This window comes from Geothrix sp. 21YS21S-4, assembly GCF_030845995.1.
Taxonomy (GTDB): Bacteria; Acidobacteriota; Holophagae; order Holophagales; family Holophagaceae; genus Geothrix.
This window is the reverse complement of the sequence record NZ_CP132719.1, coordinates 137,506-162,465: the sequence shown is the minus strand read 5'-3', so window position 1 is coordinate 162,465 and position 24,960 is coordinate 137,506. Positions and strand designations below refer to the sequence as shown.

Genomic DNA, 24,960 nt, shown 5'->3' with positions numbered 1-24,960 from the left:
TTTTTAGAGCGGATGCGAGCCGCCGGGGTCCCGTGGCGCTTCATTTTGAAAGCGGAACCTAGCGGGCGATTTCCACCGCCCGCAGCTCGCGCATGACCGTGACCTTGATCTGACCCGGGTACTGCATCTCGGATTCGATCCGGCGGCTGACGTCCTTGGCGATCCAGTAGGCCTGATCGTCGTTCACGGAGCCGGCGTCCACCAGGATGCGGATCTCGCGGCCCGCCTGCATGGCGTAGCTCTTCTGCACGCCCTTGTAGCTGCCGGCGATCTCCTCCAGCTTCTCCAGGCGCTTGACGTAGGTCTCCAGCATCTCGCGGCGGGCCCCGGGGCGGGCGGCGCTGAGGGCGTCCGCGGCGGTGATCAGCATGGCCTCCACCGTGCGGGGCTCGAAGTCCCCGTGGTGGCAGCTCATGGCGTGGACGACCTCTTCCTTCTCGCCGTAGCGCTGCATCAGCTGCATCCCGATCTCGATGTGGGTGCCCTCCACCTCGCGATCGATGGCCTTGCCGATGTCGTGGAACAGCCCCGCGCGCCGCGCCAGCCGGGCGTCCGCCCCCATCTCGCCGGCCATGTACTCGGCGATGCGGGCCACTTCCTTGGTGTGCTCCAGGACGTTCTGGCCGTAGGAGGTGCGGTAGTTCAGGCGGCCCACCAGCTTGTGCAGCTTGGGATGGACGTCCGGGAAGCCCAGTTCGATGCAGGCGGCCTCGCCGATCTCCTTGAGGTGCTGGTCCATGTCGACCTTGACCTTCTCCACCACCTCCTCGATGCGGGCGGGATGGATCCGGCCGTCGGCCAGCAGCTTGAGGATGGCCTGCCGCGCGACTTCGCGGCGGATGGGGTCGAAGCTGGAGACGACGATGCTCTCCGGCGTGTCGTCCACGATCAGGTCGCAGCCGGTGGCCTTCTCGAGGGCGCGGATGTTGCGGCCTTCGCGGCCGATGATCCGGCCCTTCAGGTCATCGCTGGGAAGCTGGACGGAACTCACGGCCTGCTCGGCCACCACATCCGAGGCCACCCGCTGGATGGCCGCGCCGATGGTCCACCGGGCCTTCTTGGCGGCCTCTTCCTGGGCCTCCTCCTCGATGCGGCGCACCAGCTTGGCGGCATCCATCTTGGCGGAGTACTCCAATTGGGCGGTCAGCTCCTTCTTGGCGTCGTCCCGGGTGAGGCCGGCGATCTCCTCCAGCCGCTGGGCCTGGGCTTCCACCAGCTGCCGGGCTTCGGCCTGCTTGGTCTCCAGCTTTTCCAGCTCGGCCTTGCGCTTCTCCTGCAGGCCGTCGAGATCCTTGGTCTTCAGGTCCACCTGCTGGAGCTTCTTGTCCAGCCCCTCCTCCTTGGACTGGAGGCGCTGCTCCTGTTTCTCCAGGTTCTTGTGGCGCTCCGCCATCAGCTTCTCGGCTTCCTGCCGGGCCTGGAGCGCCTGCTCCTTGACCTTCAGCTCGGCTTCCTTACGGAGGGCTTCCGCCTCCTGCTCCCCCCGCTCGCGCAGGCGCTGGGCGTCGGACTTGGCCTCCTCCAGCAGCTTCTGGCGCTGGGCCTTGGTGTCGGCCTCGGCCTTGGCGAGGGCCTGGGAGCCCTCCTGCGTGGCCTTCTGGGCCTTCATGGCCATCAGGAGGGCGACGCCCCCCGAAGCGATGGCAAGACAGAGAAAAATCCAAGCGATCAAGGTCATTGGCGACTCCGGGAAAAAGGTCCAGGGGCCACCAGCACCAAATTGAGAATCCCCGCTCAGTCGTGGAGGCTTGCCGAGTTCCCTAGCTGGTAGGGGGGAAACCAGAAACCCTGGCTAAGGCGCGCCGACGCGCGGAACGCACAGGACAGGGGGAAGGTCTCCCAGGTCGACTTACGGAACAAGCGCTTGGCCATGATCACGGGCCTCGCAGGGAATATCAGTCTCCGTCCTCGTCCAGCAGGGGCACGGGAGCGGAAGGTTCGTCCGGAACATCGTTCAGTAGCTTGGAAAGAGTCAGTTCCAGGTTCTGGGTGTGCTGGTTGGCTTCCTGCTCCAGACGCGCCACTCGGTGCGCCAGGTTCAGGGCGCCCAGGAGGTACCAGGACGGGGTGTCCAGGCCCTTCGGAACGCTGCCCCATCTTACCTGGCATTGGGAATCCATGTCGCGAAAGGTGTCTTCGAGGATTCGCACGGCCGCCGCCAGGCTCTCCGGCCGCTCCGTCTGGACCTGGAGCTCCCGCCCCAGGACCGACACGGGGACGGCCCGGACGCCCGGCAGGGGGCGCCCCGTCATCCCAGCGCCTCCAGGGCACGGAGGATCGAGGCGACCTGCTCCTTCACGGCCTCCCGATCCTTCTCCAGGATGCTCTTCTCGGCCAGGGCATCCTCCAGCCGGGTCCGGAGGGACTGGAGTTCCCGGTCGCCCACCGCACCGGCCGCCTTGAGCGCATCCAGTTCATCCTTCAACTGGTTGCGCTGCTGGACCAGGGCCTGCATCTTCGATTCGAGCTGTTTGAGAAGGTCCATGGGTGCCTCGAAAGGGTAGTTTACGCCCGGAGCTTCGCCCCGAGCGACTCGGCCGCGGCCAGGGCGGCGGCCATCCAGCCGTCCACGTCCTCGCCCACGAGGGTCCGGTCCGCCTGGAAGCGCAGGCGCATCAGCCACGCCTGGCGACCCTCGGGAAGGCTTCGGTGACGGAACACGTCCACGCAGCGCAGATCCTGCAGGGCTTCCGCCGGAAGGATCTTCCGCATGGCGCCGACCAGGGCCTCATAGGACTGGCCCAGATCCACCAGGAGGGACAGGTCCCGCTCCACGGAGGGGAACCGGCTGAAGGGCTGGAAGCCGGGAATGATCCGCGCGCCGGGCCGGGGGAGGTCGGCCACGGGAATCTCGAAGCCGAACAGGCCTTCACCCAGGGTTCGGATGACGGGCAGGCGATCCAGGCCCAGGCCGGCCGCGATCCCCCTCAGATCGGCTTCCTTCACCGGCCGGGCGGGCGTCAGGTGGTCCTCCCCGCCCTGGATCCCCCCCCAGGCCAACCCCAGGGTGAAGCGCTCGGACGGGCCCTGCGGACCCGTGACGTAGGTCGGCGCGACTTCGAACAGCCGGACCTCCCGGGCGCCCTGCCGCAGGTTCTGGAGGGCGGCGGCCCGGAGGCTGGAGAGAAGGGTGCCCCGCAGGACCGAGTATTCCTGGCCCAGGGGATTGGACAGGGTCCGGCCCTCCGCGAGGTTGTCCGGTCCGGCGAACGCGGCGTCCGCGTCGGGGCTGATGAACCCGTAGGTGACGGTCTGATGGAAGCCCAGGTGGGCCAGCCGCCGGGCCAGGGCCTGCCGCTGACGGTAGCCCTCGTGGAGCGGGACCGGCGGTCCCTCCAGCGGAGGCAGCACCGAGGGAATGCGCTCGTACCCGCGGAGGCGCAGCACTTCTTCGGTCAGATCCTCCGGAAGGGCCAGATCGTGGCGCCAAGAAGGGGGACGGACCGAGAGGCCGTCGGCCCCGATCTCCACCCCGCATCCCAAGGAGCGCAGCACCTCGGCCGCTTCCGTGAGGGGCAGGCCTTCTCCGGCCACCCGCGTCAGCAGAGCTTCGGGCAGTGCCACAGGCGCGGCAGACGCCGGAAGCGTTCCGGCTGTCCAAGCGCCTTCCAAAACGGCGCCCGCCCAGGTCCGGAGGCGGTCCACCAGGAGATCCCGCGCAACGGGGGCCATGGCCGGATCGGCGCCCCGCCCGAAGCGATGGGAGGCATCCGTGTGCAGGCTGTGGCGGCGGGCCGTGGCGCGCACGGTCTTGGGATCGAACCAGGCGCTTTCGAGAAGCACCCGGCGGGTGGTTCCGGTCACCTTGGTGCCGTCGCCGCCCATGACCCCCGCCAGGGCGATGGGACCGTCCTCGTCGGCGATGACCAGGTCCGCCGCCACCAGCGTGCGGGTGACCCCGTCCAAGGTCACCAGGGTCTCCCCCGGGCGGGCCCAACGCACGGTCACGGCGCCCCGGATGCGGTCGGCGTCGAAGGCGTGGGTGGGGTGGCCGTAGCGATGGAGCAGCTCATTGGACGCGTCCACGGCGGACAGGCCCTTGGGAGAGGCCTCCAGTGCGCGGAGAAAGGCCTGCGCCTCTGGCGGAGTGCCCCCCTCGCCCAGCGTCAACAGCGCCGTGGCATAGATGGGACAGGCCGGGCTCTCCAGGCGCACCTCGACCTTGGGCGCGCCTTCGGCCACTCCTGGAGGAGCCACGGGAACGAGGGGCTGGCGGAGCTTGGCGGCCACCTCCCGCGCCAAACCGCGATGGGACATGGCGTCGCCGCGGTTGGCGGTGATGTCGACGTCCAGCACGTCGACGCCCTCCCGCGCGGCCACGCCGTCCACGGGAAAGCCGAGCGAGGCGAGGAGTTCGCAGAGCTGGCGAGTTTCCAGCGTCGCGGCGGCGGGCACTTCCGCGGCGAGGGCGTTGCGTTCGATCCACATCAGTCGAGCCCTCCCATGGCCGCGAGGAAGCGCTGGTCGTTCTCGAAGAACAGCCGCAGATCGGGTGTCTGGCTCAGCATCATGGCCATCCGCTCCACGCCCATCCCGAAGGCCCAGCCGGACCATTCCGTGGGATCGATACCCGCGTAGGCCAGGACGTTCGGATGGATCAGGCCCGCGCCCAAGATCTCCACCCAACCCGAGCCCTTGCACACGCGGCAGCCCTTGGCGCCGCAGAGGGGACAGCTCACGTCCACTTCGCAGCCCGGCTCCACGAACGGGAAGTACGAGGGCCGCAGGCGAATCTCCGTGTCGGGCCCGAACAGCGCGCGGAGCGCGTATTCCAGCGTGCCCTTGAGGTGCTGCATTCCGATTCCGTGGCCCACCAGCATGCCCTCCACCTGGTGGAACATGGGACTGTGGGTGGGATCGATCTCGTCCTTGCGGTAGACCCGGCCCGGCGCCAGAAAGCGGACGCCGCCGAGCTTCGCCAGGTCCGGCGCCACGCGCAGGAGCGTGCGCACCTGAACGGGGCTCGTGTGGGTGCGGAGCAGCAGTTCGGGATGAGCCGCGAGGTAGAAGGTGTCCGAGCTGGCCTTGGCGGGATGATCCTCGGGAATGTTCAGCCCGTCGAAGTTGTGGGCCTCGGTCTCGACCTCAGGCCCTTCTTCGACGTGGAAGCCCAGGGGCCGGAACACCTCCACCAGGCGGTCCATCAGCCGATTGAGGGGATGCAGCGCGCCGCGGGGCGGAACCGGTGGCGGAAGAGCCGGATCCCACTGGTCGGCCAGGACGCCGAGGCGCGCCTTCGCGGCCTCCAGGTCAGCCTGGCGGGCCTTGAGGCCTTCTTCCCACTGCTGCTTGAGGCCGTTGATGGCGGCGCCCAGCTCGCGCTTCTGTTCCTTGGGCGCGGCCTTGAGCAGCTCCATCAGCCGCGCGGCGTGGCTGCCTTCACGGCCCACATAGGCGCCCTTCAGGCGCAGGAGCGCGTCGAGGTCGCCGCAGGCGGCGAGGGCCCCGGGAAAGGCCCGGCCGGCCTCGACGATCTCCGCTGGAAGCAGGTGGTCCATGGGTTCCCTCGACACAGGCGTCTCTAAAAACAGGGAAAGGCCGCTCGCGCGGCCTTTCGGGTGTCTGCGATGGGTGCGTCGCGATCAGCCCTTGGCCACGGCCACGAGCTTGGTAAACGCCTCGGGATTGCGGACGGCGAGATCCGCCAGGACCTTGCGGTCCAGATCCACGGAAGCCTTCTTCAGGCCGCCCATAAACTTGGAGTAGCTGGTGCCGTTCTGGGAGCAGGCGGCGCTGATGCGCACGACCCACAGGCGGCGGAAGTCGCGCTTCTTGACCTTGCGGTCGCGGTAGCCGTAGCCGAGGGCCTTCTCGACGGCTTCCTTCGCGGAACGGTACAGCCGGGACTTGGCGCCGTAGAAGCCCTTCGCGAACTTCATCATCCGCTTGCGGCGCTGGGCCCGCTTAAAACCGCGCTTTACACGAGTCATGTCGTTTTCCTTTCCTCGAGGCAGCTCGAAAGAGCGTTTGAAAGCCTCATCGGGGGCGGCCAGGGCCGCCGGGTTGAACTGACGATTCTAGAACCGCCAGGGGAGCAATCCAAGCGTCGTGCGGGCTGGGCCTGCGCGGCGCGCGGAACCTCCAAAGAACATCAGGCGTAGGGCAGCATCGCGGCAACGGCCTTCTGGTCGGCCTTCGCGACCATCCCACCCATGTCCAGCTGGCGCTTCCGCTTCGCGGTCTTCTTGGTCAGGATGTGGCGCTGGTGCGAGCACCCGCGCTTGAACTTCCCGCCGGCAGTCTTCTTGAACCGCTTGGCGGCGCCCTTGTGGGTCTTGATCTTGTAGCTCATGGGTTCCTCACGGGAGCTGGGCTTCGGTTGCAGGGGTATCGGCCGATTTCGGCTTCTTCGGGGCCTTGGGGACCTCGATGATCCGAGGGGCGAGGATGGCGTGCATGTCGCGCCCATCAATACCGGCGGGCTTCTCGACGATGGCCTTCTCGCCGACCCGCTGGATGACTTCCTCGATGATCCGGTAGCCGATGTCGCGGTGGACCACTTCGCGTCCGCGGAACATGACCACCACTTTGACTTTGTCCTCGTCCTCCAGGAACCGCAGGATGTGCTTCACCTTGAAATCGAAATCGTGATCGTCGGTCTTGGGGCGAAACTTCACTTCCTTGACCACGATGTTCTTCTGCTTCGCTCGGGCCGCGTGCTCCCGCTTCGCTTCCATGAACTTGTACTTGCCGTAGTCCATGATCCGGCAGACGGGCGGATTGGCGTTCCCGGCCACTTCCACCAAATCGAGACCGCGCTCTTCCGCGATCCGGATGGCCTGGTGGGGGGGCATCAAGCCGAGCTGTTCGCCATCTTCGGAGATGACGCGGACCTCTTGGGCCCGGATGCCGTCATTGATGCGGGTCTCGTTCGGACGAATGGTTCCTCCCCTAGTTGCACAAGGACAAAAAGTCTACCACTCCACCCGGAGCGCGCCAAGCACGGAAAACAGGATCAGCGCTGTCGGCCCCGCACTTCGGCGCCCAGGGATTCCAGGAAGCCGTCGAGGGGCTGAACGCCGAGATCGCCGCGATGGCGGTGGCGCACCGACACCGTGCCCGCCTCCGCTTCGCGATCGCCGATCACGAGCATGTAGGGAACCTTGGCTAGCTGCGCCCCGCGGATCTTGGCCTTGAGGCTCTCGTTCCGCAGGTCCAGTTCGCTCCGGAACCCCAGCGCCTTGGCCCGGGCCGCAGCGTCGGTGGCGAAGGCGTGGGCGCGGTCCGTGATGGGAAGCACCGCCACCTGCACCGGCGCCACCCACGCCGGGAAGGCGCCCGCGGTGTGCTCGACCAGAATCCCCATGAACCGCTCGAGGCTGCCCAGGATGGCCCGGTGCAGCATGACCGGGCGGCCCTCGCCGCCGTCGGCGCGGGTGTAGGTCAGGTCGAACCGCTCGGGGAGCATGTAGTCCACCTGCAAGGTCCCGAGCTGCCAGGGCCGCTTGAGGGCGTCGAGGATCTGGAACTCAATCTTAGGCCCGTAGAACGCGCCCTCTCCGGGATTCAGGGTGTAGGGCGTGCCCGCCTCGTCCAGGGCCTCACTCAGCGCCCGCTCCGCGGCGTCCCAGGTCTCGTCCGACCCGAGCCGCTTTTCGGGCCGGGTGGAAAGGGCCACCCGCATCCCCTCGAAACCGAAGGTGTCGTAGACCTCCGTCAGAAGCGCGAGGAAATCCGCCATCTCGGCCTTGATCTGGTCGGTGGTGCAGTAGATGTGGGCGTCGTCCTGGCAGAAGGTCCGCACACGGGTCAGGCCGTGCGTCACGCCGCTGCGCTCGTAGCGGTGCAGCCGGCCGAAGTCCGCGTAGCGGATCGGCAGGTCGCGGTAGCTGTGCTTCTGGCTGCCGAACAGGATGCAGTGGCCCGGGCAGTTCATGGGCTTCACCGCGTACTCCCGCTCCTCGGCGGTGGTGAAGTACATGTTCTCGGCGTAATTGTCGTAGTGGCCGCTGGTCTTCCACAGGGCCACGTCCATGATCTGCGGCGTGATGACTTCGCTGTAGCCGTACTTGAAGTACAGCTCGCGGATGTAGGCCACCAGCTCGTTGTAGACCACCGTTCCCTTGGGATGGAAGAACGGCGAAGCCGGAGCTTCGGGATGGAAGGAGTAGAGCTCCAGCTCCTTGCCCAGCTTGCGGTGGTCGCGGGCCTTGGCCTCCTCCAGCCGCTTGAGGTGCTCGTCCAGCTCCTTCTGGGTGTGGAAGGCCGTGCCGTAGATGCGGCTGAGCATGGGATTCTTCTCGTCGCCCTTCCAGTAGGCGCCGGCGATGCTCAGCAGCTTGAAGGCCTTCAACTTGGCGGTGCTCGGCACGTGGGGTCCGCGACACAGGTCGTAGAAGTCGCCCTGCTTATACCCGCTGATGATCTCTCCCGAGGGGATGCTGGAGACGACTTCGACTTTGAGGGGCTCGCCCATGGCCTCGAACCGCGCCACGGCGGCGTCCCGCTCCAGATCCTCGCGCTCCACCTCGATGCCTTCGGCGACGATCTTCCGCATCTCGGCCTCGATGACCGGCAGATCCTCGGGCGTGAAGGGCTTCTCCACCCAGAAGTCGTAGTAGAAGCCGTCCTCGATGACGGGCCCGATGCCGACGCGCGCCTCCGGATGAAGGCGCTTCACGGCGTGCGCCAGCAGGTGCGCGGTGGAGTGCCGGATCAGCTCCACGCTCTCGGGGTTTTTGCTGGTGACGATCTCGACTTTGGCGCCGTTGATCAGAGGCGCCTTCAGATCCGCCAGGCGGCCGTCGATTTTCACGGCCAAGGCCGCGTCCAGCAGTCGGGCTCCGATGCCACCCGCCAGATCGGCTCCAGTGGCGCCCTCGGCGAGCTGCCGGAGGGAGTCGTCTGGAAGGCGGATCTCGATGGACATGGATTCCTCGAAATAGAAAGAGAATTTTATCGATAAAAACAACTCCGGGCCATCAATGATGATGGCCCGGAGGGGATTTAACGTCGCAGCGACCTACTTTTCCACTCCTGTGGGGAGCAGTATCATCGGCCCTCCAGGTCTTAACGGCCGTGTTCGGGATGGGAACGGGTGTGACCCCTGGGGAAAAGCCACGACGAAGGGTAGAAGGGTTGAGAAGGGTTTAAGGCGAAGGCTCTGTCGAGCGTTCGTGGGTATGACGTCGTTGCAGGTTGAGCGGAGCTCAAAACTGCAGGGGTGTGATTGATTGATGAAAGGTCAAGTCGATGGACCGATTAGTACCGCTCAGCTGAATCCGTCACCGGACTTGCACATGCGGCCTATCAACGTGGTGGTCTACCACGGGTCTCATAGGGAGATCTCATCTTGAGGGGTGTTTCGCGCTTAGATGCTTTCAGCGCTTCTCACTTCCCGACATAGCTACCCAGCATTGCACCTGGAGGCACAACTGGAACACCAGAGGTCAGTCCATCCCGGTCCTCTCGTACTAAGGACAGGTCCTCTCAAATCTCCTGCGCCCACACTAGATAGGGACCGAACTGTCTCGCGACGTTCTGAACCCAACTCACGTACCACTATTGATCGGCGAACAGCCGAACCCTTGGGACCTGCTTCAGCCCCAGGATGTGATGAGTCGACATCGAGGTGCCAAACCTTGCCGTCGATATGAACTCTTGGGCAAGATCAGCCTGTTATCCCCGGCGTACCTTTTATCCGTTGAGCGATGGCCCTTCCATTCGGGACCACCGGATCACTATAACCTGCTTTCGCACCTGCTCGTCGTGTCTGACTCGCAGTCAAGCTCCCTTATACTATTGCGCTCTGCGGCTGATTTCCAAACAGCCTGAGGGAACCTTCGTACGCCTCCGTTACGCTTTAGGAGGCGACCGCCCCAGTCAAACTACCCGCCTGACATTGTCTTCCACCCGGATCACGGGTGCGAGTTAGAGATCAGCGTTAAACAGGGTGGTATCTCAACGTCGGCTCCACCGACCCTAACGAGCCAGTTTCATAGCCTCCCACCTATCCTGCACAGTCCAACGCCAACCTCAATGTCAAGGTGTAGTAAAGGTGCACGGGGTCTTTCCGTCTAAGTGCGGGTAACCGGCATCTTCACCGGTGCTACAAGTTCGCTGAGTCTCTGCTGGAGACAGTTCCCAGATCGTTACGCCATTCGTGCAGGTCGGAACTTACCCGACAAGGAATTTCGCTACCTTAGGACCGTTATAGTTACGGCCGCCGTTCACCGGGGCTTAAATTCGCAGCTTCGCTTGCGCTGACCGCTCCTCTTGACCTTCCGGCACCGGGCAGGCGTCAGCCCCTATACCTCCTCTTTGGAGTTTGCAGAGACCTGTGTTTTTGTTAAACAGTCGCCTGGGACATTTATGTGCCACCCCCTCGGGCTATGAACCCTACCGGGGTACCCCTTCTCCCGAAGTTACGGGGTTAATTTGCCGAGTTCCTTCAGCAGAGTTCTCTCAAACGCCTGAGGATTCTCTCCTCGACTACCTGTGTCGGTTTGCGGTACGGACACAAACATCTCTCCTTAGCAGCTTTTCTCGGCAGTGTAGGATCAGAACTTTTCGTCAGAAACCTTGGGCTCGCGGCGCCCGGACTTCCCTAAGCGCCACCCTTGGATCCTTTCGCAGGACATTCCATAGCCCTGCGTCCCTACCTTCCTGCGTCCCTGCATCGTGCAAACGAGATGCTCATGGTGCTGGAATATTAACCAGCTTTCCATCGCCTACGCCTTTCGGCCTCAGCTTAGGGTCCGACTAACCCAACGCGGATTGACCTTGCGTTGGAAACCTTAGTCTTACGGCGGACGGGGTTCTCGCCCGTCTTTACGCTACTTATGCCGACAGAGTCTCTTCCCATGTCTCCAGCTGTCCTTACGGTCAACCTTCACAGACGTAGGGAATGCTCCCCTACCACTTACGTTCGCAGCTTCGGTAACATGCTTGAGCCCCGTTGAATTGTCGGCACAGACCCGCTTGACCAGTGAGCTATTACGCTTTCTTTAAAGGATAGCTGCTTCTAAGCTAACCTCCTGGCTGTCTAAGCACATCCACATCCTTTTCCACTTAGCATGTATTTTGGGACCTTAGCTGGCGATCTGGGTTCTTTCCCTCTCGACTACGGATCTTATCACCCGCAGTCTGACTGCCGGACTTCACGGCGTGCCATTCGAAGATTGGTTGGATTCAGTAAGCTGGTAAGCCCCCTAGTCCATTCAGGTCTCTACCTGCACGACGAAACATCCGACGCTAGCCCTAAAGCTATTTCGGGGAGAACGAGCTATCACGGAATTTGATTGGCCTTTCACCCCTATCCTCAACTCATCCAAGCGGTTTTCAACCCACACTGGTTCGGACCTCCATCCGGTGTCACCCGGACTTCATCCTGGTCAAGGATAGATCATCCCGTTTCGCGTCTATTTCCAGCGACTGTCGCCCTATTCAGACTCGGTTTCCCTGCGGCTTCGCCTCTTCGGCTTCGCCTCGCCACTAAAAATAACTAGCCGGCTCATTATGCAAAAGGCACGCGGTTCCCCTGGTTAAAACCATAGGGGTTCCACTGCTTGTAGATTGACGGTTTCAGGTTCTATTTCACTCCCCTCATCGGGGTTCTTTTCGCCTTTCCCTCACGGTACTGGTTCACTATCGGTCAGATGAACATATTTAGCCTTACCGCATGGTCGCGGCAAATTCTGTCAAGGTTTCTCGTGCCCCGACATACTTGGGAACACCTCTCAGAGTCCGATCGGCTTTCGCATAAGGGGCTATCACCCTGTATCGCCGGCCTTTCCATGCCGTTCCGCTAACCGTCGGTTTTGTAACTCTGTGCTGGAGGGCAGCTCCAGCCTGTGGGTCCCACGACCCCCCTTACGCAACGCCTGCCGCTTACACGTAAGAGGTTTGGGCTCTTCCGGTTTCGCTCGCCGCTACTCCCGGAATCACTGTTGTTTTCTGTTCCTGTGGGTACTGAGATGGTTCACTTCCCCACGTTCGCTTCCCGAAGCCTATGGATTCAGCTTCGGGATGACTGAGCTTTCACCCAGACGGGTTTCCCCATTCGGACATTCCCGGATCACCGTTCGCGTGCAACTCCCCGAGACTTTTCGCAGCTTACCACGTCCTTCATCGCTGTCATCTGCCAAGGCATCCACCGTCAACCCTTTGTAACTTGGCCTTCCATCAATGAATCACATTGACTTCAGACCCACGAGAGTGTTGATTCGCTAAACTTGCCTCGCCTTAAGCCCACAGCGTCACTTCAACGCCATGGATCACCCTTCTCTATTCCTTCTATTTGATTGTCAAACAGCTCTGCCTTGCGACCACCGGCCCTCAAGCCGGTCTTGAGCTGGATTCAAACCCCGCAGGGTCTCAACTCAACTCAATTCCCTCTTCGCCATTCCTGGCTCGTGGTGGTGGGCCTAGGTGGATTCGAACCACCGACCTCACGCTTATCAGGCGTGCGCTCTAACCAGACTGAGCTATAGGCCCTCGTGCGTTCACACACGGGAGGGCCCCGAGGCTCCTGCTTGGCCTCCTACTCGTGCCCCAGCAGGCGTTGGTGGACCCGACCGGGATCGAACCGACGACCTCCTGGATGCAAACCAGGCGCTCTCCCAGCTGAGCTACGGGCCCTTACTCACGCCCAAGCACGCTCGTCAAAGACTCGCTGATCTGCTCGAGCGTCTTTAAAAACCGGATAGAATTTCGATCGGAAGCGTTGACCTATGCCATTCGTTCGAACGGCTCTCCTTAGAAAGGAGGTGATCCAGCCACAGGTTCTCCTACAGCTACCTTGTTACGACTTCACCCCAATCACCAAGTTCACCATTGAGAGCTGGCCCCTTTCGGTTACCTCACCCTCTTCAAGTGCTCCCGGCTTTCGTGATGTGACGGGCGGTGTGTACAAGGCCCGGGAACGTATTCACCGTATCATTCTGATACACGATTACTAGCGATTCCACCTTCATGTAGTCGAGTTGCAGACTACAATCCGAACTGAGGACGACTTTCTCCGATTAGCTCCATCTCGCGACTTTGCAACGGTTTGTATCGCCCATTGTAGCACGTGTGTAGCCCTGGACATAAGGGCCATGAGGACTTGACATCATCCCCACCTTCCTCCCGGTTAACCCGGGCAGTCCCCGTAGAGTTCCCGCCATGACGCGCTGGCAACTACGGGTAAGGGTTGCGCTCGTTGCGGGACTTAACCCAACATCTCACGACACGAGCTGACGACAGCCATGCAGCACCTCTGCAGCAGTTCTTGCGAAAAGGCCCATCTCTAGACCGGTCCACTGCAGTTCAAGCCCAGGTAAGGTTCTTCGCGTTGCGTCGAATTAAACCACATGCTCCACCGCTTGTGCGGGCCCCCGTCAATTCCTTTGAGTTTCAGCCTTGCGACCGTACTCCCCAGGCGGAACACTTAACGCGTTAGCTCCGGCACGGAAGGGGTCAACTCCCTCCACACCAAGTGTTCATCGTTTACAGCGTGGACTACCAGGGTATCTAATCCTGTTTGCTACCCACACTTTCGCGCCTCAGCGTCAGTTACTGTCCAGGTGGCCGCCTTCGCCACTGGTGTTCCTCCTCATCTCTACGCATTTCACCGCTACACGAGGAATTCCACCACCCTCTCCAGTACTCTAGCCTTCCAGTCTCAGATGCAGTTCCCAAGTTGAGCTCGGGGATTACACATCTGACTTAAAAAACCGCCTACGCGCCCTTTACGCCCAATAATTCCGAATAACGCTTGCCCCCTCTGTATTACCGCGGCTGCTGGCACAGAGTTAGCCGGGGCTTCCTCTCCAGGTACCGTCAAGCAACAATGCTATTAACACTGCTGCCTTCGTCCCTGACGACAGGGTTTTACAGTCCGAAGACCTTCATCACCCACGCGGCGTTGCTGCGTCAGACTCTCGTCCATTGCGCAAAATTCCCCACTGCTGCCTCCCGTAGGAGTCTGGACCGTGTCTCAGTTCCAGTGTGGCCGATCACCCTCTCAGGCCGGCTACTGATCGTCGCCTTGGTGGGCCATTACCCCGCCAACTAGCTAATCAGACGCAGGATCCTCTTCTAGCCCCAGGCCTTGCGGTCCCCAGGTTTCACCTCCAGCATCCCAGCCAAAGGTCTCATGCGGTATTACCACTCCTTTCGGAGCGTTATTCCCCACTAAAAGGTAGATTCCCCACGCGTTACTCACCCGTCTGCCATGCACCTTGCGGCACATCCGACTTGCATGTGTTAGGCACGCCGCCAGCGTTCATTCTGAGCCAGGATCAAACTCTCAAGTTTCATTCCTGAACCCTCAAACCCAAGAACTCTCGTCCTCAGGCCAATGTTCTGGTCGTATTTCTCTGAATTTCGCAGCCCGTCCTAGAACGTCCCACGAAACCCTCAAAGGCTTCCTATCTTCTATCCGGTTTTCAAAGACGCCCACGCTTCCACACCCTCGTGCTTCCGCGCCCTGAAAGCTCCTCAGCGGCTTCCGCCCCCTCGGCTCTTCCCTCAGCTCCTCGCAGCCTCAACTGCCCAGGAGATTTAGACTAACACCGAGGCGCGAAGACGCAAGCGGAATTTTTCAGGAAGGTTCCACCGGCGTTGCATCTCCGGCGGAATTCCCTTCCCGCACCTAGGAGATACCCAATTTCTGCAGGGTGCGCCGTTTGCCCGATTCCACCGCCGGCTGATCGAAGGGATCCACTTCCAGCGCCGCGCCGCTGAGGCCCACCACCAATTGCCAGGCCATGAGGAAGGCCCCAAGGGACCCCTCGTCCAAAGCGTCCAGGTGCCAATGAACCACGGAGATCCCCGCGCCTTCCAAGGCTTCCCGCGTGCCTTCGGCCTGGGCCCTCAGAATGTCCGGCCCGCCCCAGCGCCCCAGTCCCGGAAAGGGGCACTGGGATGGGGGATCCGAAGGCTCCGCCGTGTGGTCGTGGCCGGTGGTCACCAGCACCACACCCACGTTGCGAGGACCATCCAGCCAGCGCTGCAGCTGAGCGTGCTGATCCTGGGGGCCGATGGCGCGGATGGGCGTCAGGCCGCGACGGCTGCCGTCCTGTGCCTGCTTCCCAAGGCTTTCAGCCACCAATTGCACCCACCAGGCGCCCACCGTCTCCAGCCGCGTGGCGTAGGGCAGCAGCACCCACTGATCCGTTCCGCGGAGGAAGCCCGCCCGAAAGGCGCGGACCATCTCCCATACGCGCGCCCCCCAAGGACCGCGCTGCGCCTCGGTCTGGGCCACCACCTCCCGGGCACCCGCCAGGAAGCGCGAGGCGTCGAGCCCCGCCCAGTGGAGGGGCAGCGTGCCGATGGCGGTGAAGGCCGAGTAGCGCCCTCCCACCTGCTCCAGAATGGGGAGGATCCGCCAGCCCTCCGCGCGCGCCAGCTGGGCCAGGGGATTCGCGTCGTCCTGGGTGATGGCGATGGGCGCGTGGCGGCCCTTGCCCCAGGCGGCCTGGGCCCGCAGGCGACCGATCCACGTCCACAACTCCAGGGTGCGTCCGCTCTTGGAGGCGAACACCAATTGATCCTCGGGCTCCAAACGCAGGCCATTCGGCTCCGGCGAGGCCAGCGGCTGCCAACGGTGGCGGAGCGACGCGCCAGCCAGGGCCTGGATCAGAGCGTCCGCGGGGAGGAGGGAGCCGCCGATGCCGCACCACAGCAGGCGGCCCGGCCCCAATGAAGGAGGGAGGTCCATATCCTGCACGGCCCGCCATCCCGACATCGGATGGCTGACCATCCTCGACCACATCTCCTTCGGTTCCATCCGCACTCCTGCATTTCCAGCCATCTTAGGCCATCATGGGCCTTCGGAGCTGCCATGAACCCCCTTCGCAAGGCCGTCGTTCCCGTCGCGGGGCTGGGAACCCGCTTCCTTCCCGCGACCAAGGCCCAGCCCAAGGAAATGCTGCCCCTCGTGGACACGCCGGTGATCCAGTACGTGGTGGAAGAGGCCATCCGCGCCGGGATCGACAGCATCGTCCTCGTCACCGGCCGGGGGAAGGGCGCCATCGAGAACCACTTCGACGTGGCCTATGAACTGGAGGACACCCTCCGCCGTCGGGGCAAGCAGGAGGACCTGAACCTGGTCCGCGACATCACGCACCTGGCCCAGTTCGCCTACGTCCGCCAGGGCGAACCCCTGGGACTGGGCCACGCCGTCCTCTGCGCCCGCCACGCCGTGGGTAACGAGCCCTTCGCCCTGCTGCTGGGGGACGACGTGTTCGACGAGCGCGACTCGGCGCTGGACGCCCTCATCGCCGCCTATCACGCCACCGGGAAGTCCGTGGTGGGAGTCCAGGAAGTCCCGCTGGAGCACGTCTCCCGGTATGGGATCGTCAGCGCTCCCCAAGATGGGAGCGACGCCTGGGATGTGACAGCCATTGTCGAAAAGCCCAAGCCCGCAGATGCGCCCAGCCGCTGGGCGGTGGTGGGCCGCTACGTTTTGGAACCGCGGATCTTCGAGCATCTCGCCGCGCTGGAACCCGGCGTGGGCGGCGAGTACCAGCTGACGGATGCCCTGGCGATCCTCGCCCGCGAAGGCCGGCTGGTGGCCGCGCCCATCCCCGCCAAGCGCTTCGACACTGGCAACAAGCTGGACTACCTCAAGGCCAACGTGGAATTCGCCCTCAAGCGCGACGACCTGCGCGCGGACTTCGGCGCCTACCTCAAGGCGCTGGCCCAGGATCTCTAGCGCCGCAGCCGTAGGGCGTTCAAAACGACCGTGAGCGAGCTGAGCCCCATGGCCACGCCCGCGAGCATCGGTCCGCCGAAGCGCTCCAGCCAGCCGAAGGCAGCCAGGGGAACCAGAACGAGGTTGTAGCCAAAGGCCCAGCCCAGGTTCTGGCGGATCACCCGATGGGTGCGGAGCGCCAGCCGCCGGGAGGCCAGAACAGGCTCCAGCCCCGGCCGCAGCAGGACCAGCGCGGCGGCGGCCATGGCGGCGCCCGTACCCTGTTCGCCCGCGCCGGAGCCCATCGCGATCCCGCAGTCCGCCTGGGCCAACGCCGGCGCGTCGTTCACGCCATCACCTACGAAGCCCACGACGGCACCCTTCGCCTGAAGATCGCGGATGCGCGCCAGCTTGTCCTCGGGCCGCAGGCCAGCGGCCACGGAGCCGATCCCGGCCGCATCGGCCATGGCCTGGGCGCCCTGGGGCCGGTCTCCCGTGAGGAGATGCAGCTTCAGCCCCTGCCGCGCGAGTTCCGCCACCACCGCCGGGGTCTCGGGGCGCAGTCGGTCGCCGAGGACGAGCACGCCCTTCAAGCCGGAGGCCTCCGCCAGCCCCACGGCGATGCCGTCCGCATCCACCTGGGGGAAGTCCGTCTCCAGGAACGCCGCGCTGCCCAGCTGCCAGGCGGTACCATCCACGACGCCGCTGACGCCGCCGCTGGGGTGCACGCGGAAGTCCGCCACCGGCTTCAAAGTTCCGCCGTGCGCCGCCACCAGCCCGCGGGCGATAGGATGCTCCGAATCCCGCTCCAGGCGGGCGGCCACTTCCAGCAGACTGGCCTCCGATCGATCCGACAGAGCAAGGATCCGCCGCAAGCGGGGCCGCCCCTCCGTGAGGGTGCCCGTCTTGTCGAAGGCGAGATCCGTGGCCTGACCCAGGGCTTCCAACGCCGCGGCGTCCCGCACGAGCACGCCCCGGCGGGCCGCCGCGCCGATCCCCACCATCACTGCCACGGGCGTGGCGAGGCCCAGAGCGCAGGGGCACGCGATCACGAGCAGGGTCACGGGGGGGCGCCAGGCTTGGGTCAGGCTGCCCGTGGCGATCCACCATCCCGTCAGGGTCAGGAGCGCGAGCAGGAGGATGGCCGGCACGAAGACGGCGCTGATCCGGTCCGCCAGATCCTGGGCTGGCGCCTTCGACCCCTGGGCTTCGGCCACCAGCGCGGCCATGCGGGCCAGCTGGGTCTCCGCACCCACAGCCAGGACCTCCTGTTCGAGGGCGGAACCATGGACGACCGTGCCCGCCACCAGCGCCTCGCCGACACCTTTCGGCACGGGCAGGGGCTCGCCGGTGAGCATGGATTCGTCCACTTCGGCCCGGCCCGCCAGGATCCGCCCGTCGGCGGGAACGGCGTGGCCGGGCAGGATCCGCACGCGATCCCCAGGCCGGAGGGCGGCCACGGGCACCTCCTCCGCGGATCCGTCCGCCGCCAAGCGCAGCGCCGTGGGAGGCGCCAGGGCCAGCAGTTCCTTAAGGGCGTCCGTAGCCTTGGACTTGGCCCGGGCCTCGAGATACTTCCCGGTGAGCAGGAAGGCCACCAGGGCCGCGGCGGTCTCGAAGCTGAGGTGGTGGGCGCCGTTCAGCCACTCCACCACCGCGAACCCCCAGGCCACGCCCGCGCCCAGGGCGATCAGGGAATCCATGGATGCCTGACCGTGCCGGGCCTGCCGGGCGGCGCGGCGGAAGAAGCCCCACCCCGCGCCGAAGACCACCGGCGCCGACAGCGCGGCCTGGAGCCAGCCCGGAAGATGCAATCCCGCGCCGGGGACCATGGACAGCAGCAGCGGCGCCGTCAGCACCCAGGCCACCGCCAGCCGCCGGGCAGGGCCCGGATCCTCTTCCGCTGAGGAGGCGGCAGCCTCCTTCAGGCCGTAGCCCGCCTCCTCGACCTCCGCCGCCAGCGCCTCGAAGGGCGCTTCGCCCTCCACGGTGGCGGACGCGGTGGCCAGGTTGACGGACGCGCTCCGGACGCCCGGCGTGCCCGCGAGCGCCCGCTCCACGTGGCGGACGCAGGAGGCGCAGGTCATCCCCGTGACGGCATAGGTGCGGGTGGCCATGGGTCCGCCGGCCTAGGCCGTCCGCTCCAGCCGGTAGCCCGCGTGGGCCACCCGGGCGGCAAGCCCTTCGAACGCCGCCGTTCCCGTCACGGTGGCGATGCCCGCGGCCAGATCCACGGCGGCCGTCTCCACTCCCGGCGCGCCGCGCAGGGCCTTTTCGACATGGCGGACGCAGCCGCCGCAGGTCATGCCGTGGACTCGATAGGTCTGGGTGGACATCGCGATCTCCTTCAGGGGTGGGTCCGCAGGGGCAGGCGCTGGGTTTCGGCCAGCAGGGTCATGGCGGACGCAGCCGCCGCAGGTCATGCCGTGGACTCGATAGGTCTGGGTGGACATCGCGATCTCCTTCAGGGGTGGGTCCGCAGGGGCAGACGCTGGGTTTCGGCCAGCAGGGTCTCCAGCAGGCTGCAGCCGACGGCGCCCCTGCGGCCGTCGGGGGTACCCAAAGCCGCGCGCAGGATGTCCACCAGCGCGTGGATCTCCGCCAATTTCGCCTCCAGGCCCGCGAGCCGGCCGCCCAGGGCCTCCCGCACCTGGCCGCAGGGCGGCGCGTCCTGGCGGAGGGTCCGCAGCAGCTCCCCGATCTCCTCCAGGGAGAATCCGGCGGCCTGGGAAGCCTGGAGGAGGCGCACCCACTGCAAAGCCTCCGCCGGGAAAAGCCGGTAGCCCTTGGCGGAGCGGGGCAGCTCGCCGAAGACGCCGGCATCGGCGTAGAAGCGCAGGTTCCGCGGGGTCAGCCCCGACCGGGCGGCCAGTTCGCCGATCTTGAGCAGCCGCGGACGAGCGGCGGAAACGGGGTTATCGAGGGTCTGCATGGAACCTCCCGCAAGGGGACCCCTCCAGGGTAGGGTTCCAGCCGACTGGAAGCTCAAGGCCAAATATTCAGCCGTGCGGAGCCCGGCGCATCACCAGGTGGAGGAGGGTGACGGCGGCCGGCGTGATCCCCGGGATCCGGCTGGCCTGGCCGAGAGTCTCCGGACGGTGCAGCCTCAGCTTCTCCAGCACTTCCTTGGAAAGACCGTGGACGTGCTCCAGGCGAAAATCCGCGGGGATCCGGACGTGGTCCCAGGCGCGGTGACCATCCAGCAGCCGCGCCTCCCGCTCCCGGTAGGGGGCGTAGCGCAGGTCGAACAGCAGCAGGTCGCGCTCCCGGGCGGTGTCCCAGCCGGGCTGGGGCACGCCCCACCCCTCCAGATGGGCGAGGCAGGCGTCCGCCTCCGCTGGGCCCAGGTGCTGGCGCCGCAGGAAGTCGGAGAGGCTCAGGCCCGCGTCCAACCGGAGCCCGACCTCGGCCGCGACGGGGCCGAAGGGGCTCGTCTGCGTGACCCACGCGGCGTCGCACTGGCCGCGCAGCCGCTCCCGCCGCGCCACTTTGGCTTCAACCAAATCCAATTCCTCCGTTGTGAGGGCCCCAACCTCGCGGGCCACCTCCAGGAGGCGGGCGTCGGCCACGTCGCAGGCCAAGCCGAGGCGGTGTTCGGCGCGGGCCGTGAGCATCCGGTAGGGCTCATCGGTGCCCTTGGTCACCAGATCGTCGACCATCACGCCCAGGTAGGCCTGGTCGCGGCCCAGGATGACGGGCTCTCTCTCCTCCAGCCAGCGCGCGGCGTTGAGGCCCGCCAAAAGGCCCTGGCCCGCAGCCTCCTCGTAGCCGGTGGTCCCATTGATCTGGCCGGCGAACCACACGCCCTCCAGCCCGTCCACGGACAGGTCCCGCCGCAACTGAAGGGGGTCGAAGCTGTCGTACTCGATGGCGTAGCCGGGCCGCAGGATCTCCGCCGCCTCGAAACCGGGGAGGCTCCGCACCATGCGGAGCTGCACGTCCGGGGGCATCGACGTGGACAGGCCCGCCAGGTAGATCTCCTCGGTCTCCAGGCTCTCGGGTTCGACGAAGATCTGGTGCCGCCCCTTGTCGGGGAACTTCACGAACTTGTCCTCGATGGAGGGGCAGTAGCGGGGCCCCACGCCCTCGATGTGGCCGCCGTAGAGGCTCGATTTCGGCAGGTTCTCCCGAACGACGGCCTCCGTCTCCGGCGTGGTGTGGACGATGTGGCAGGGCACCTGGGGCTGGGGAATGCCCGCGCTGAAGAAGCTGAAGGGGCGCGGCGGATCGTCGCCGGGCTGCACCTCCAGCCGTCCGAAGTCGATGGAGGCCTTCGCCAGCCGGGGGCTGGTACCGGTCTTGAGGCGCCGATGGCGCAGACCCAGGGCCCGGAGCTGGTCCGCGAGGTGGGTGCTGGCGGGCTCGCCCGCGCGGCCCGCCTCCAGGCGGCGCTCCCCGATCAGGATCCGGCCGTTGAGGAACGTTCCGCTGGTGACCACCACCGCGTCGCAGGGAAGGACGGAGCCGTCCAGCAGCTCGACGCCCCGCAAGCGGCTGGTGCCCGCTTCCCAAACGAGAGCCGCGGCCGTCCCCTGGCGGAGGCGCAGGTTCGGCGTCCGCTCCAACAGGCGGCGGGCGGCGATCCGGTACTTCACCTTGTCCGCCTGGGCGCGGGGGCCACGCACGGCCACGCCACGGCTCTCGTTGAGAATCCGGAAGTGGATCCCCGTGGCGTCGATCAGGCGGCCCATGGCGCCACCCAGGGCATCCAGCTCCCGCACCATGTGGCCCTTGCCCACCCCGCCGATGCTGGGGTTGCAGCTCATCTGGCCGATCTGGTCCAGGTTCATGGTGAGTAGGGTCGTGGACAGGCCCGTGCGGGCCGCGATGTGCGCAGCCTCGATCCCGGCGTGCCCGCCGCCGATCACCACCACCTGTTTCATCGCATCACCCTTGGTTCCTGTCCCCCTCCGGGGATCGAGGCCTCCCTCCTATCGCAGGCGACATCCCGTCGCCTGCTTCCGCGTTCCGCTCTGCGGAGCCGCGGAGCCGGGACGATCCCGACATGTCCTCCGCCGATCACCGCGTGCTTCAAGCCGTTCCTCCCAGGTCCATTGTGCGGGATTTCGTTGTTGGCAAAGCAACCGTCCCGTCATCTTCGGTGCCGCGGGATTGTGAGAGACTGGGCCCATGCGACCCCGTCTGAGCCCCGAGGAACGCCGAGTCCGCCGCCAGCGCGCCATGCGGCGGTCGATGTTCGTGCTGCCTTCGAGCATCACCATGGCGTCGATCTTCTGCGGGTTCTCCAGCGTGGTGATGTCCATCAACGCCGCGGGCGCCACCCCGGAGCGCTACTTCCTGTGGGCCGCCGGCCTGCTGGTCCTCGCAGGGGTGTTCGACGGACTGGACGGCCGGGTCGCCCGCGCCACGAATACGGCCACGGAATTCGGCGTCCAGCTGGACAGTCTCGCCGACGTGGTCAGCTTCGGAATGGCGCCGGCCATCCTCGCCTACCGCTACGGGTTCTTCCAGTTGGGGATCCACGATTCCCACCTGCGGGCCGCGGGCTGGGCCGCCTGCTTCGTGTTCACCGCCTGCGGGGCCCTCCGGCTCGCGCGGTTCAACGTCCAGGTGGGCGAAGTGGATCCCCGCTACTTCGTGGGGATGCCCATCCCGGCGGGCGCGGCTTGCGTCGCGTCCATCATCCTGTGGCGCCCCACGCCGCCCGCCGCGGCTTTCCAGGCCTACGCGTTCGCGGCCGTGCTGTTCCTGGTGGGCTTCCTGATGGTGTCCACCGTCCGGTTCCCCAGCTTCAAGAAGCGGGCGGGCAGCCCCAAAGCGGCGATGCTGACCAGCTTCGGGATCGTGATCCTGTTCGCCCTGCTCAGCCTCTTCCAACAGCGGTTCTTCGTGGGCTTCTTTTCCGCCTACATCGCCTTCACGTTGATCCTCAACATCGCGTGGAAGGCGGGCTGGCGGGGCATGGAACCGCCCCACGACCGGCCCGATGCGCCGGACACCGTCCACTAGATCCCGACGCGCTCCAGCCTTACAGCGCGGTGGCGCCCGCGGGAACCGCGACGCCGGCCACGCCCGCCACCTTGGCGTTGGCCAGCAGCTTGCCGCCGGTCCCGGGCCCGATGCCGAGGGCCGCGCCCTGCTTGACGCCGGCCTCGGTGGTGGCCGCCGTGGGCACCTTGAGAGCCGCCATCCGCTGGATCAGGAAGCTCGCGGCGGAGGAGCCGTCCCCGGCCACCTTGTCGCCCGCCAGGAGGATCACCGCGTCCGGCTTGCGGCCCGACAGGGCGCCGATGGCCTTGCCCATGTCCTGGGGGCCCTTCACGTCGATCACCAGCACCTTGAAGCCGCCGGCCGCCGAGGTCAGGGAGGAGAGCGCGCCCTTGCTGGAATTCGAGTCGCAGACCACCGCGACGGTCTCCACCTGCGGCCAGGCCTTCTTCATCGCTCCCAGCAGGGCGTCATAGTCCCCCGCGAAAAGGGGAAGCGCCGCGAGAAAGGGAACCACGAGGAGTGAGCGCGAACGAACCATGACAAGACCTCCCACCATCCCTCCCCATCGGCAGAATCCCGGCGGGGCTGGAGGATGGGGACCCCTGAATCTTTTTTCTAACTGAGGATCCCCGCGATGCACGCGCTGAGGAAATTGGCCAGCGTCCCGGCCAGCATGGCGCGGATGCCCAGGCGGGCCAGGTCCCCCCGCCGCTCGGGCACCAGGGCGCCGATGCCCCCCACCTGGATGGCGATGCTGCTGAAGTTGGCGAAGCCGCACAGGGCGAAGGTGGAGATCAGCCGGGCCTTGGCGGACAGGCCCGTCATGGCGCCCAGGTCCAGGAAGGCCACGAACTCGTTCACCACCATCCGCTTGCCCAGCAGGGATCCCACCAGCCCCGCCTCGCCCCAGGGCACGCCCATGAGGAAAGCGAAGGGCTTGAAGACCGCGCCCAGAACCAGCTCCAGGCTGAACGCCGGATGGATGGCCTTCATCAGGCCGTTGACCAGGTAGATGAGGGCGATGAACGCGATCAGCATCACGGCCACGTTGAAGGCCAGCTGGCCCCCCTCGAAGGCGCCGCGGGCCGCGGCGTCCAGGACGTTGGCGTCGTGGTTGGGGATGTCCACCTTCACTTCCCCGCTGGTCTCGGGCGTCTCCGTCTCGGGCTCCAGCAGCTTGGCCATCATCACCGCGCCGGGGGCCGTCATGATCACCGCCGTGAGCAGGTGGACGATGTCCACATGCGCCACCTGGACGTAGGCCACCATGATGCTGCCGGACACGTGGGCCATCCCCGCGGTCATGATCACCATCAGCTCGCTGCGGGTCATCCGCGCCAGGAAGGGCCGGATGGTGAGGGGCGCCTCGGTCTGGCCCATCAGGATGCTGGCGGCGACGCTGACGCTCTCCGCGCCGGACACCTTGAGGAAGCGGCCCATGGCCCGGGCCGACGCGCCCACCACCCACTGCATGACGCCGATGTAGTAGAGCACCGCGAAGATCGAGGCCACGAAGATGATGGTGGGCAGCACCGCGAAGGCGAAGACCATCCCCACCTTCCCGCCGGGGCCGTCCGAAAGGGACCCGAACACGAAGCTGGCCCCCTCGTGGGCGTAGGCCATCAGGTGCTCCACGACGATCCGCATCTTGTCGAAGGTCGAGCCCACCAGGTTCCCGCGAAGGAGCCCCAGGACGATCACCCCGAAGAGGGTCCAGTTCAGGCCCTTGTTCTCCACCCCCGCGAACCGGCGCAGCGCCATGGGCGCGAACATCAGGACGAGGATCACCCAGCCGGTTCCCGCCGGGAACGGCAGGAAGGACAGCAGGCGGGAGAGGGCGGGGCCCTTGAGCACGATGACGGCGAAGATCCACTGGAGGCCCAGCCCCCAGGCCACCGTCCGCCAATGAATGGCGCTGCGGCGATGCGACAGCGCGTACGCGACGGCGATGAAGGCCGCGATTCCAGCCAGACCCATGAAGCGATCCATTGCGAAGCTCCTAAAGTTCCCGATTCAGGGCCTCGACGGCCTGCTCCATGTGGAATCTCGCGCGGCCCAACAGGCCCTCCCGCTGCATCACGAGGACGAGGGTGCACTGCTCCGCGGCGCCCACCATCAGGATCCAGTGCCGGTCCGTGGCGAAGGCCACCTGCCGGACTTCGCCCCGGTCGAACTCCTCCACCGCCTGCTGGAGGTGCCGCTTGACGATGTGCTGGTAGGCCCCCAGGAGCTGCAGCCCCTCGTTCGGGACCTCGAGGGTGCGCGAGCACACCGGTTCCCCGTCCCGGTCGTTGAACGTCGCCGCCAGGGATTCGGGCACCCGCTCGATCAGCTGATCCAGGATTTGCTGGAACATGGGGGACTCCGGTGATGCGTGCTCCAAAGCATGA

At 65.7% G+C, this 24,960-nt stretch carries 19 protein-coding genes, 2 tRNA genes and 3 rRNA genes; 2 read left to right on the top strand and 22 right to left on the bottom strand.

The genetic code is table 11. The features are described from left to right. Nucleotides 1–58: 58 nt before the first annotated feature. The 15 genes from rny to RAH39_RS00680 all read right to left on the bottom strand — a co-directional run bounded on the left by rny (nucleotide 59) and on the right by RAH39_RS00680 (nucleotide 15,685). Nucleotides 59–1,678, bottom strand: a complete 1,620-nt coding sequence (rny, locus tag RAH39_RS00750) for a ribonuclease Y (protein WP_306590890.1) — start codon at nucleotides 1,676–1,678, stop codon at nucleotides 59–61. Between the two features lie 217 nt (nucleotides 1,679–1,895). After that, entirely contained in the window at nucleotides 1,896–2,252 is a 357-nt protein-coding gene (locus tag RAH39_RS00745) for a cell division protein ZapA (protein ID WP_306590889.1), read from the bottom strand. Further along, on the bottom strand, nucleotides 2,249–2,485 hold the full coding sequence (zapB, locus tag RAH39_RS00740) for a cell division protein ZapB (protein WP_306590888.1): 237 nt from the start codon (nucleotides 2,483–2,485) through the stop codon (nucleotides 2,249–2,251). The genes RAH39_RS00745 and zapB overlap by 4 nt, the downstream gene beginning before the upstream one ends. A 20-nt stretch (nucleotides 2,486–2,505) precedes the next feature. Further along, entirely contained in the window at nucleotides 2,506–4,428 is a 1,923-nt protein-coding gene (locus tag RAH39_RS00735; protein WP_306590887.1) for a phenylalanine--tRNA ligase subunit beta, read from the bottom strand. Beyond that, the gene (gene pheS / locus RAH39_RS00730) at nucleotides 4,428–5,498 is read right to left on the bottom strand and encodes a phenylalanine--tRNA ligase subunit alpha (RefSeq protein ID WP_306590886.1); all 1,071 of its coding nucleotides are present in this window, start codon (nucleotides 5,496–5,498) and stop codon (nucleotides 4,428–4,430) included. Before pheS ends, RAH39_RS00735 begins: the two co-directional genes overlap by 1 nt. An 84-nt stretch (nucleotides 5,499–5,582) precedes the next feature. Beyond that, nucleotides 5,583–5,930: a 50S ribosomal protein L20 gene (gene rplT, locus RAH39_RS00725; protein WP_306590885.1), complete on the bottom strand. Its 348-nt coding sequence runs from the start codon at nucleotides 5,928–5,930 to the stop codon at nucleotides 5,583–5,585. A gap of 161 nt (nucleotides 5,931–6,091) precedes the next feature. Next, nucleotides 6,092–6,292: a 50S ribosomal protein L35 gene (rpmI, locus tag RAH39_RS00720; RefSeq protein WP_306590884.1), complete on the bottom strand. Its 201-nt coding sequence runs from the start codon at nucleotides 6,290–6,292 to the stop codon at nucleotides 6,092–6,094. A gap of 7 nt (nucleotides 6,293–6,299) precedes the next feature. After that, complete coding sequence (gene infC, locus RAH39_RS00715) at nucleotides 6,300–6,860, bottom strand: translation initiation factor IF-3 (protein ID WP_306592095.1); 561 nt, start codon at nucleotides 6,858–6,860, stop codon at nucleotides 6,300–6,302. Between the two features lie 95 nt (nucleotides 6,861–6,955). Next, nucleotides 6,956–8,869, bottom strand: coding sequence for a threonine--tRNA ligase (gene thrS, locus RAH39_RS00710; protein WP_306590883.1), 1,914 nt, complete (start codon nucleotides 8,867–8,869; stop codon nucleotides 6,956–6,958). Between the two features lie 80 nt (nucleotides 8,870–8,949). Further along, nucleotides 8,950–9,065 (bottom strand): 5S ribosomal RNA (gene rrf, locus RAH39_RS00705). A 115-nt stretch (nucleotides 9,066–9,180) separates the two neighbouring features. Then, nucleotides 9,181–12,118 (bottom strand): 23S ribosomal RNA (locus RAH39_RS00700). A gap of 239 nt (nucleotides 12,119–12,357) precedes the next feature. Next, nucleotides 12,358–12,435, bottom strand: a tRNA-Ile gene (locus RAH39_RS00695). Between the two features lie 68 nt (nucleotides 12,436–12,503). Beyond that, nucleotides 12,504–12,579 (bottom strand) — tRNA-Ala (locus RAH39_RS00690). Nucleotides 12,580–12,700: 121 nt separating this feature from the next. Beyond that, nucleotides 12,701–14,238, bottom strand: a 16S ribosomal RNA gene (locus RAH39_RS00685). Together the 16S, 23S and 5S rRNA genes with 2 tRNA genes alongside form the textbook arrangement of a ribosomal RNA operon. A 337-nt stretch (nucleotides 14,239–14,575) precedes the next feature. Further along, nucleotides 14,576–15,685, bottom strand: coding sequence for a hypothetical protein (locus tag RAH39_RS00680; protein WP_306590882.1), 1,110 nt, complete (start codon nucleotides 15,683–15,685; stop codon nucleotides 14,576–14,578). 81 nt (nucleotides 15,686–15,766) lie between these two features. On the opposite strand from RAH39_RS00680, the gene galU reads away from it, so the two are divergent. Next, the gene (gene galU / locus RAH39_RS00675; RefSeq protein ID WP_306590881.1) at nucleotides 15,767–16,639 is read left to right on the top strand and encodes a UTP--glucose-1-phosphate uridylyltransferase GalU; all 873 of its coding nucleotides are present in this window, start codon (nucleotides 15,767–15,769) and stop codon (nucleotides 16,637–16,639) included. Here galU and RAH39_RS00670 read toward each other — a convergent pair. The 4 genes from RAH39_RS00670 to mnmG all read right to left on the bottom strand — a co-directional run bounded on the left by RAH39_RS00670 (nucleotide 16,636) and on the right by mnmG (nucleotide 21,501). Further along, nucleotides 16,636–18,735 carry a heavy metal translocating P-type ATPase gene (locus tag RAH39_RS00670; RefSeq protein ID WP_306590880.1) on the bottom strand — a complete coding sequence of 700 codons (2,100 nt, stop codon included), beginning with the start codon at nucleotides 18,733–18,735 and terminating at the stop codon, nucleotides 16,636–16,638. The two genes, galU and RAH39_RS00670, sit on opposite strands and share 4 nt — an antisense overlap. Before the next feature lie 12 nt (nucleotides 18,736–18,747). Continuing rightward, nucleotides 18,748–18,954, bottom strand: a complete 207-nt coding sequence (locus RAH39_RS00665; RefSeq protein ID WP_306590879.1) for a heavy-metal-associated domain-containing protein — start codon at nucleotides 18,952–18,954, stop codon at nucleotides 18,748–18,750. A 128-nt stretch (nucleotides 18,955–19,082) separates the two neighbouring features. Further along, nucleotides 19,083–19,550 carry a MerR family transcriptional regulator gene (locus RAH39_RS00660; RefSeq protein ID WP_306590878.1) on the bottom strand — a complete coding sequence of 156 codons (468 nt, stop codon included), beginning with the start codon at nucleotides 19,548–19,550 and terminating at the stop codon, nucleotides 19,083–19,085. 67 nt (nucleotides 19,551–19,617) lie between these two features. Beyond that, nucleotides 19,618–21,501: a tRNA uridine-5-carboxymethylaminomethyl(34) synthesis enzyme MnmG gene (gene mnmG, locus RAH39_RS00655; protein WP_306590877.1), complete on the bottom strand. Its 1,884-nt coding sequence runs from the start codon at nucleotides 21,499–21,501 to the stop codon at nucleotides 19,618–19,620. Nucleotides 21,502–21,748: 247 nt separating this feature from the next. On the opposite strand from mnmG, the gene pssA reads away from it, so the two are divergent. Next, complete coding sequence (gene pssA / locus RAH39_RS00650; RefSeq protein WP_306590876.1) at nucleotides 21,749–22,588, top strand: CDP-diacylglycerol--serine O-phosphatidyltransferase; 840 nt, start codon at nucleotides 21,749–21,751, stop codon at nucleotides 22,586–22,588. Nucleotides 22,589–22,607: 19 nt separating this feature from the next. Here the strand turns inward: pssA and RAH39_RS00645 are convergent, their stop codons facing one another. From RAH39_RS00645 to RAH39_RS00635, 3 genes are all read right to left on the bottom strand, one after another. Continuing rightward, nucleotides 22,608–23,108, bottom strand: a complete 501-nt coding sequence (locus tag RAH39_RS00645; protein ID WP_306590875.1) for a type 1 periplasmic-binding domain-containing protein — start codon at nucleotides 23,106–23,108, stop codon at nucleotides 22,608–22,610. 77 nt (nucleotides 23,109–23,185) lie between these two features. Beyond that, complete coding sequence (locus RAH39_RS00640) at nucleotides 23,186–24,547, bottom strand: NupC/NupG family nucleoside CNT transporter (protein WP_306590874.1); 1,362 nt, start codon at nucleotides 24,545–24,547, stop codon at nucleotides 23,186–23,188. A 22-nt stretch (nucleotides 24,548–24,569) separates the two neighbouring features. Further along, complete coding sequence (locus RAH39_RS00635) at nucleotides 24,570–24,926, bottom strand: roadblock/LC7 domain-containing protein (RefSeq protein ID WP_306590873.1); 357 nt, start codon at nucleotides 24,924–24,926, stop codon at nucleotides 24,570–24,572. Between the last annotated feature and the right edge of the window lie 34 nt (nucleotides 24,927–24,960).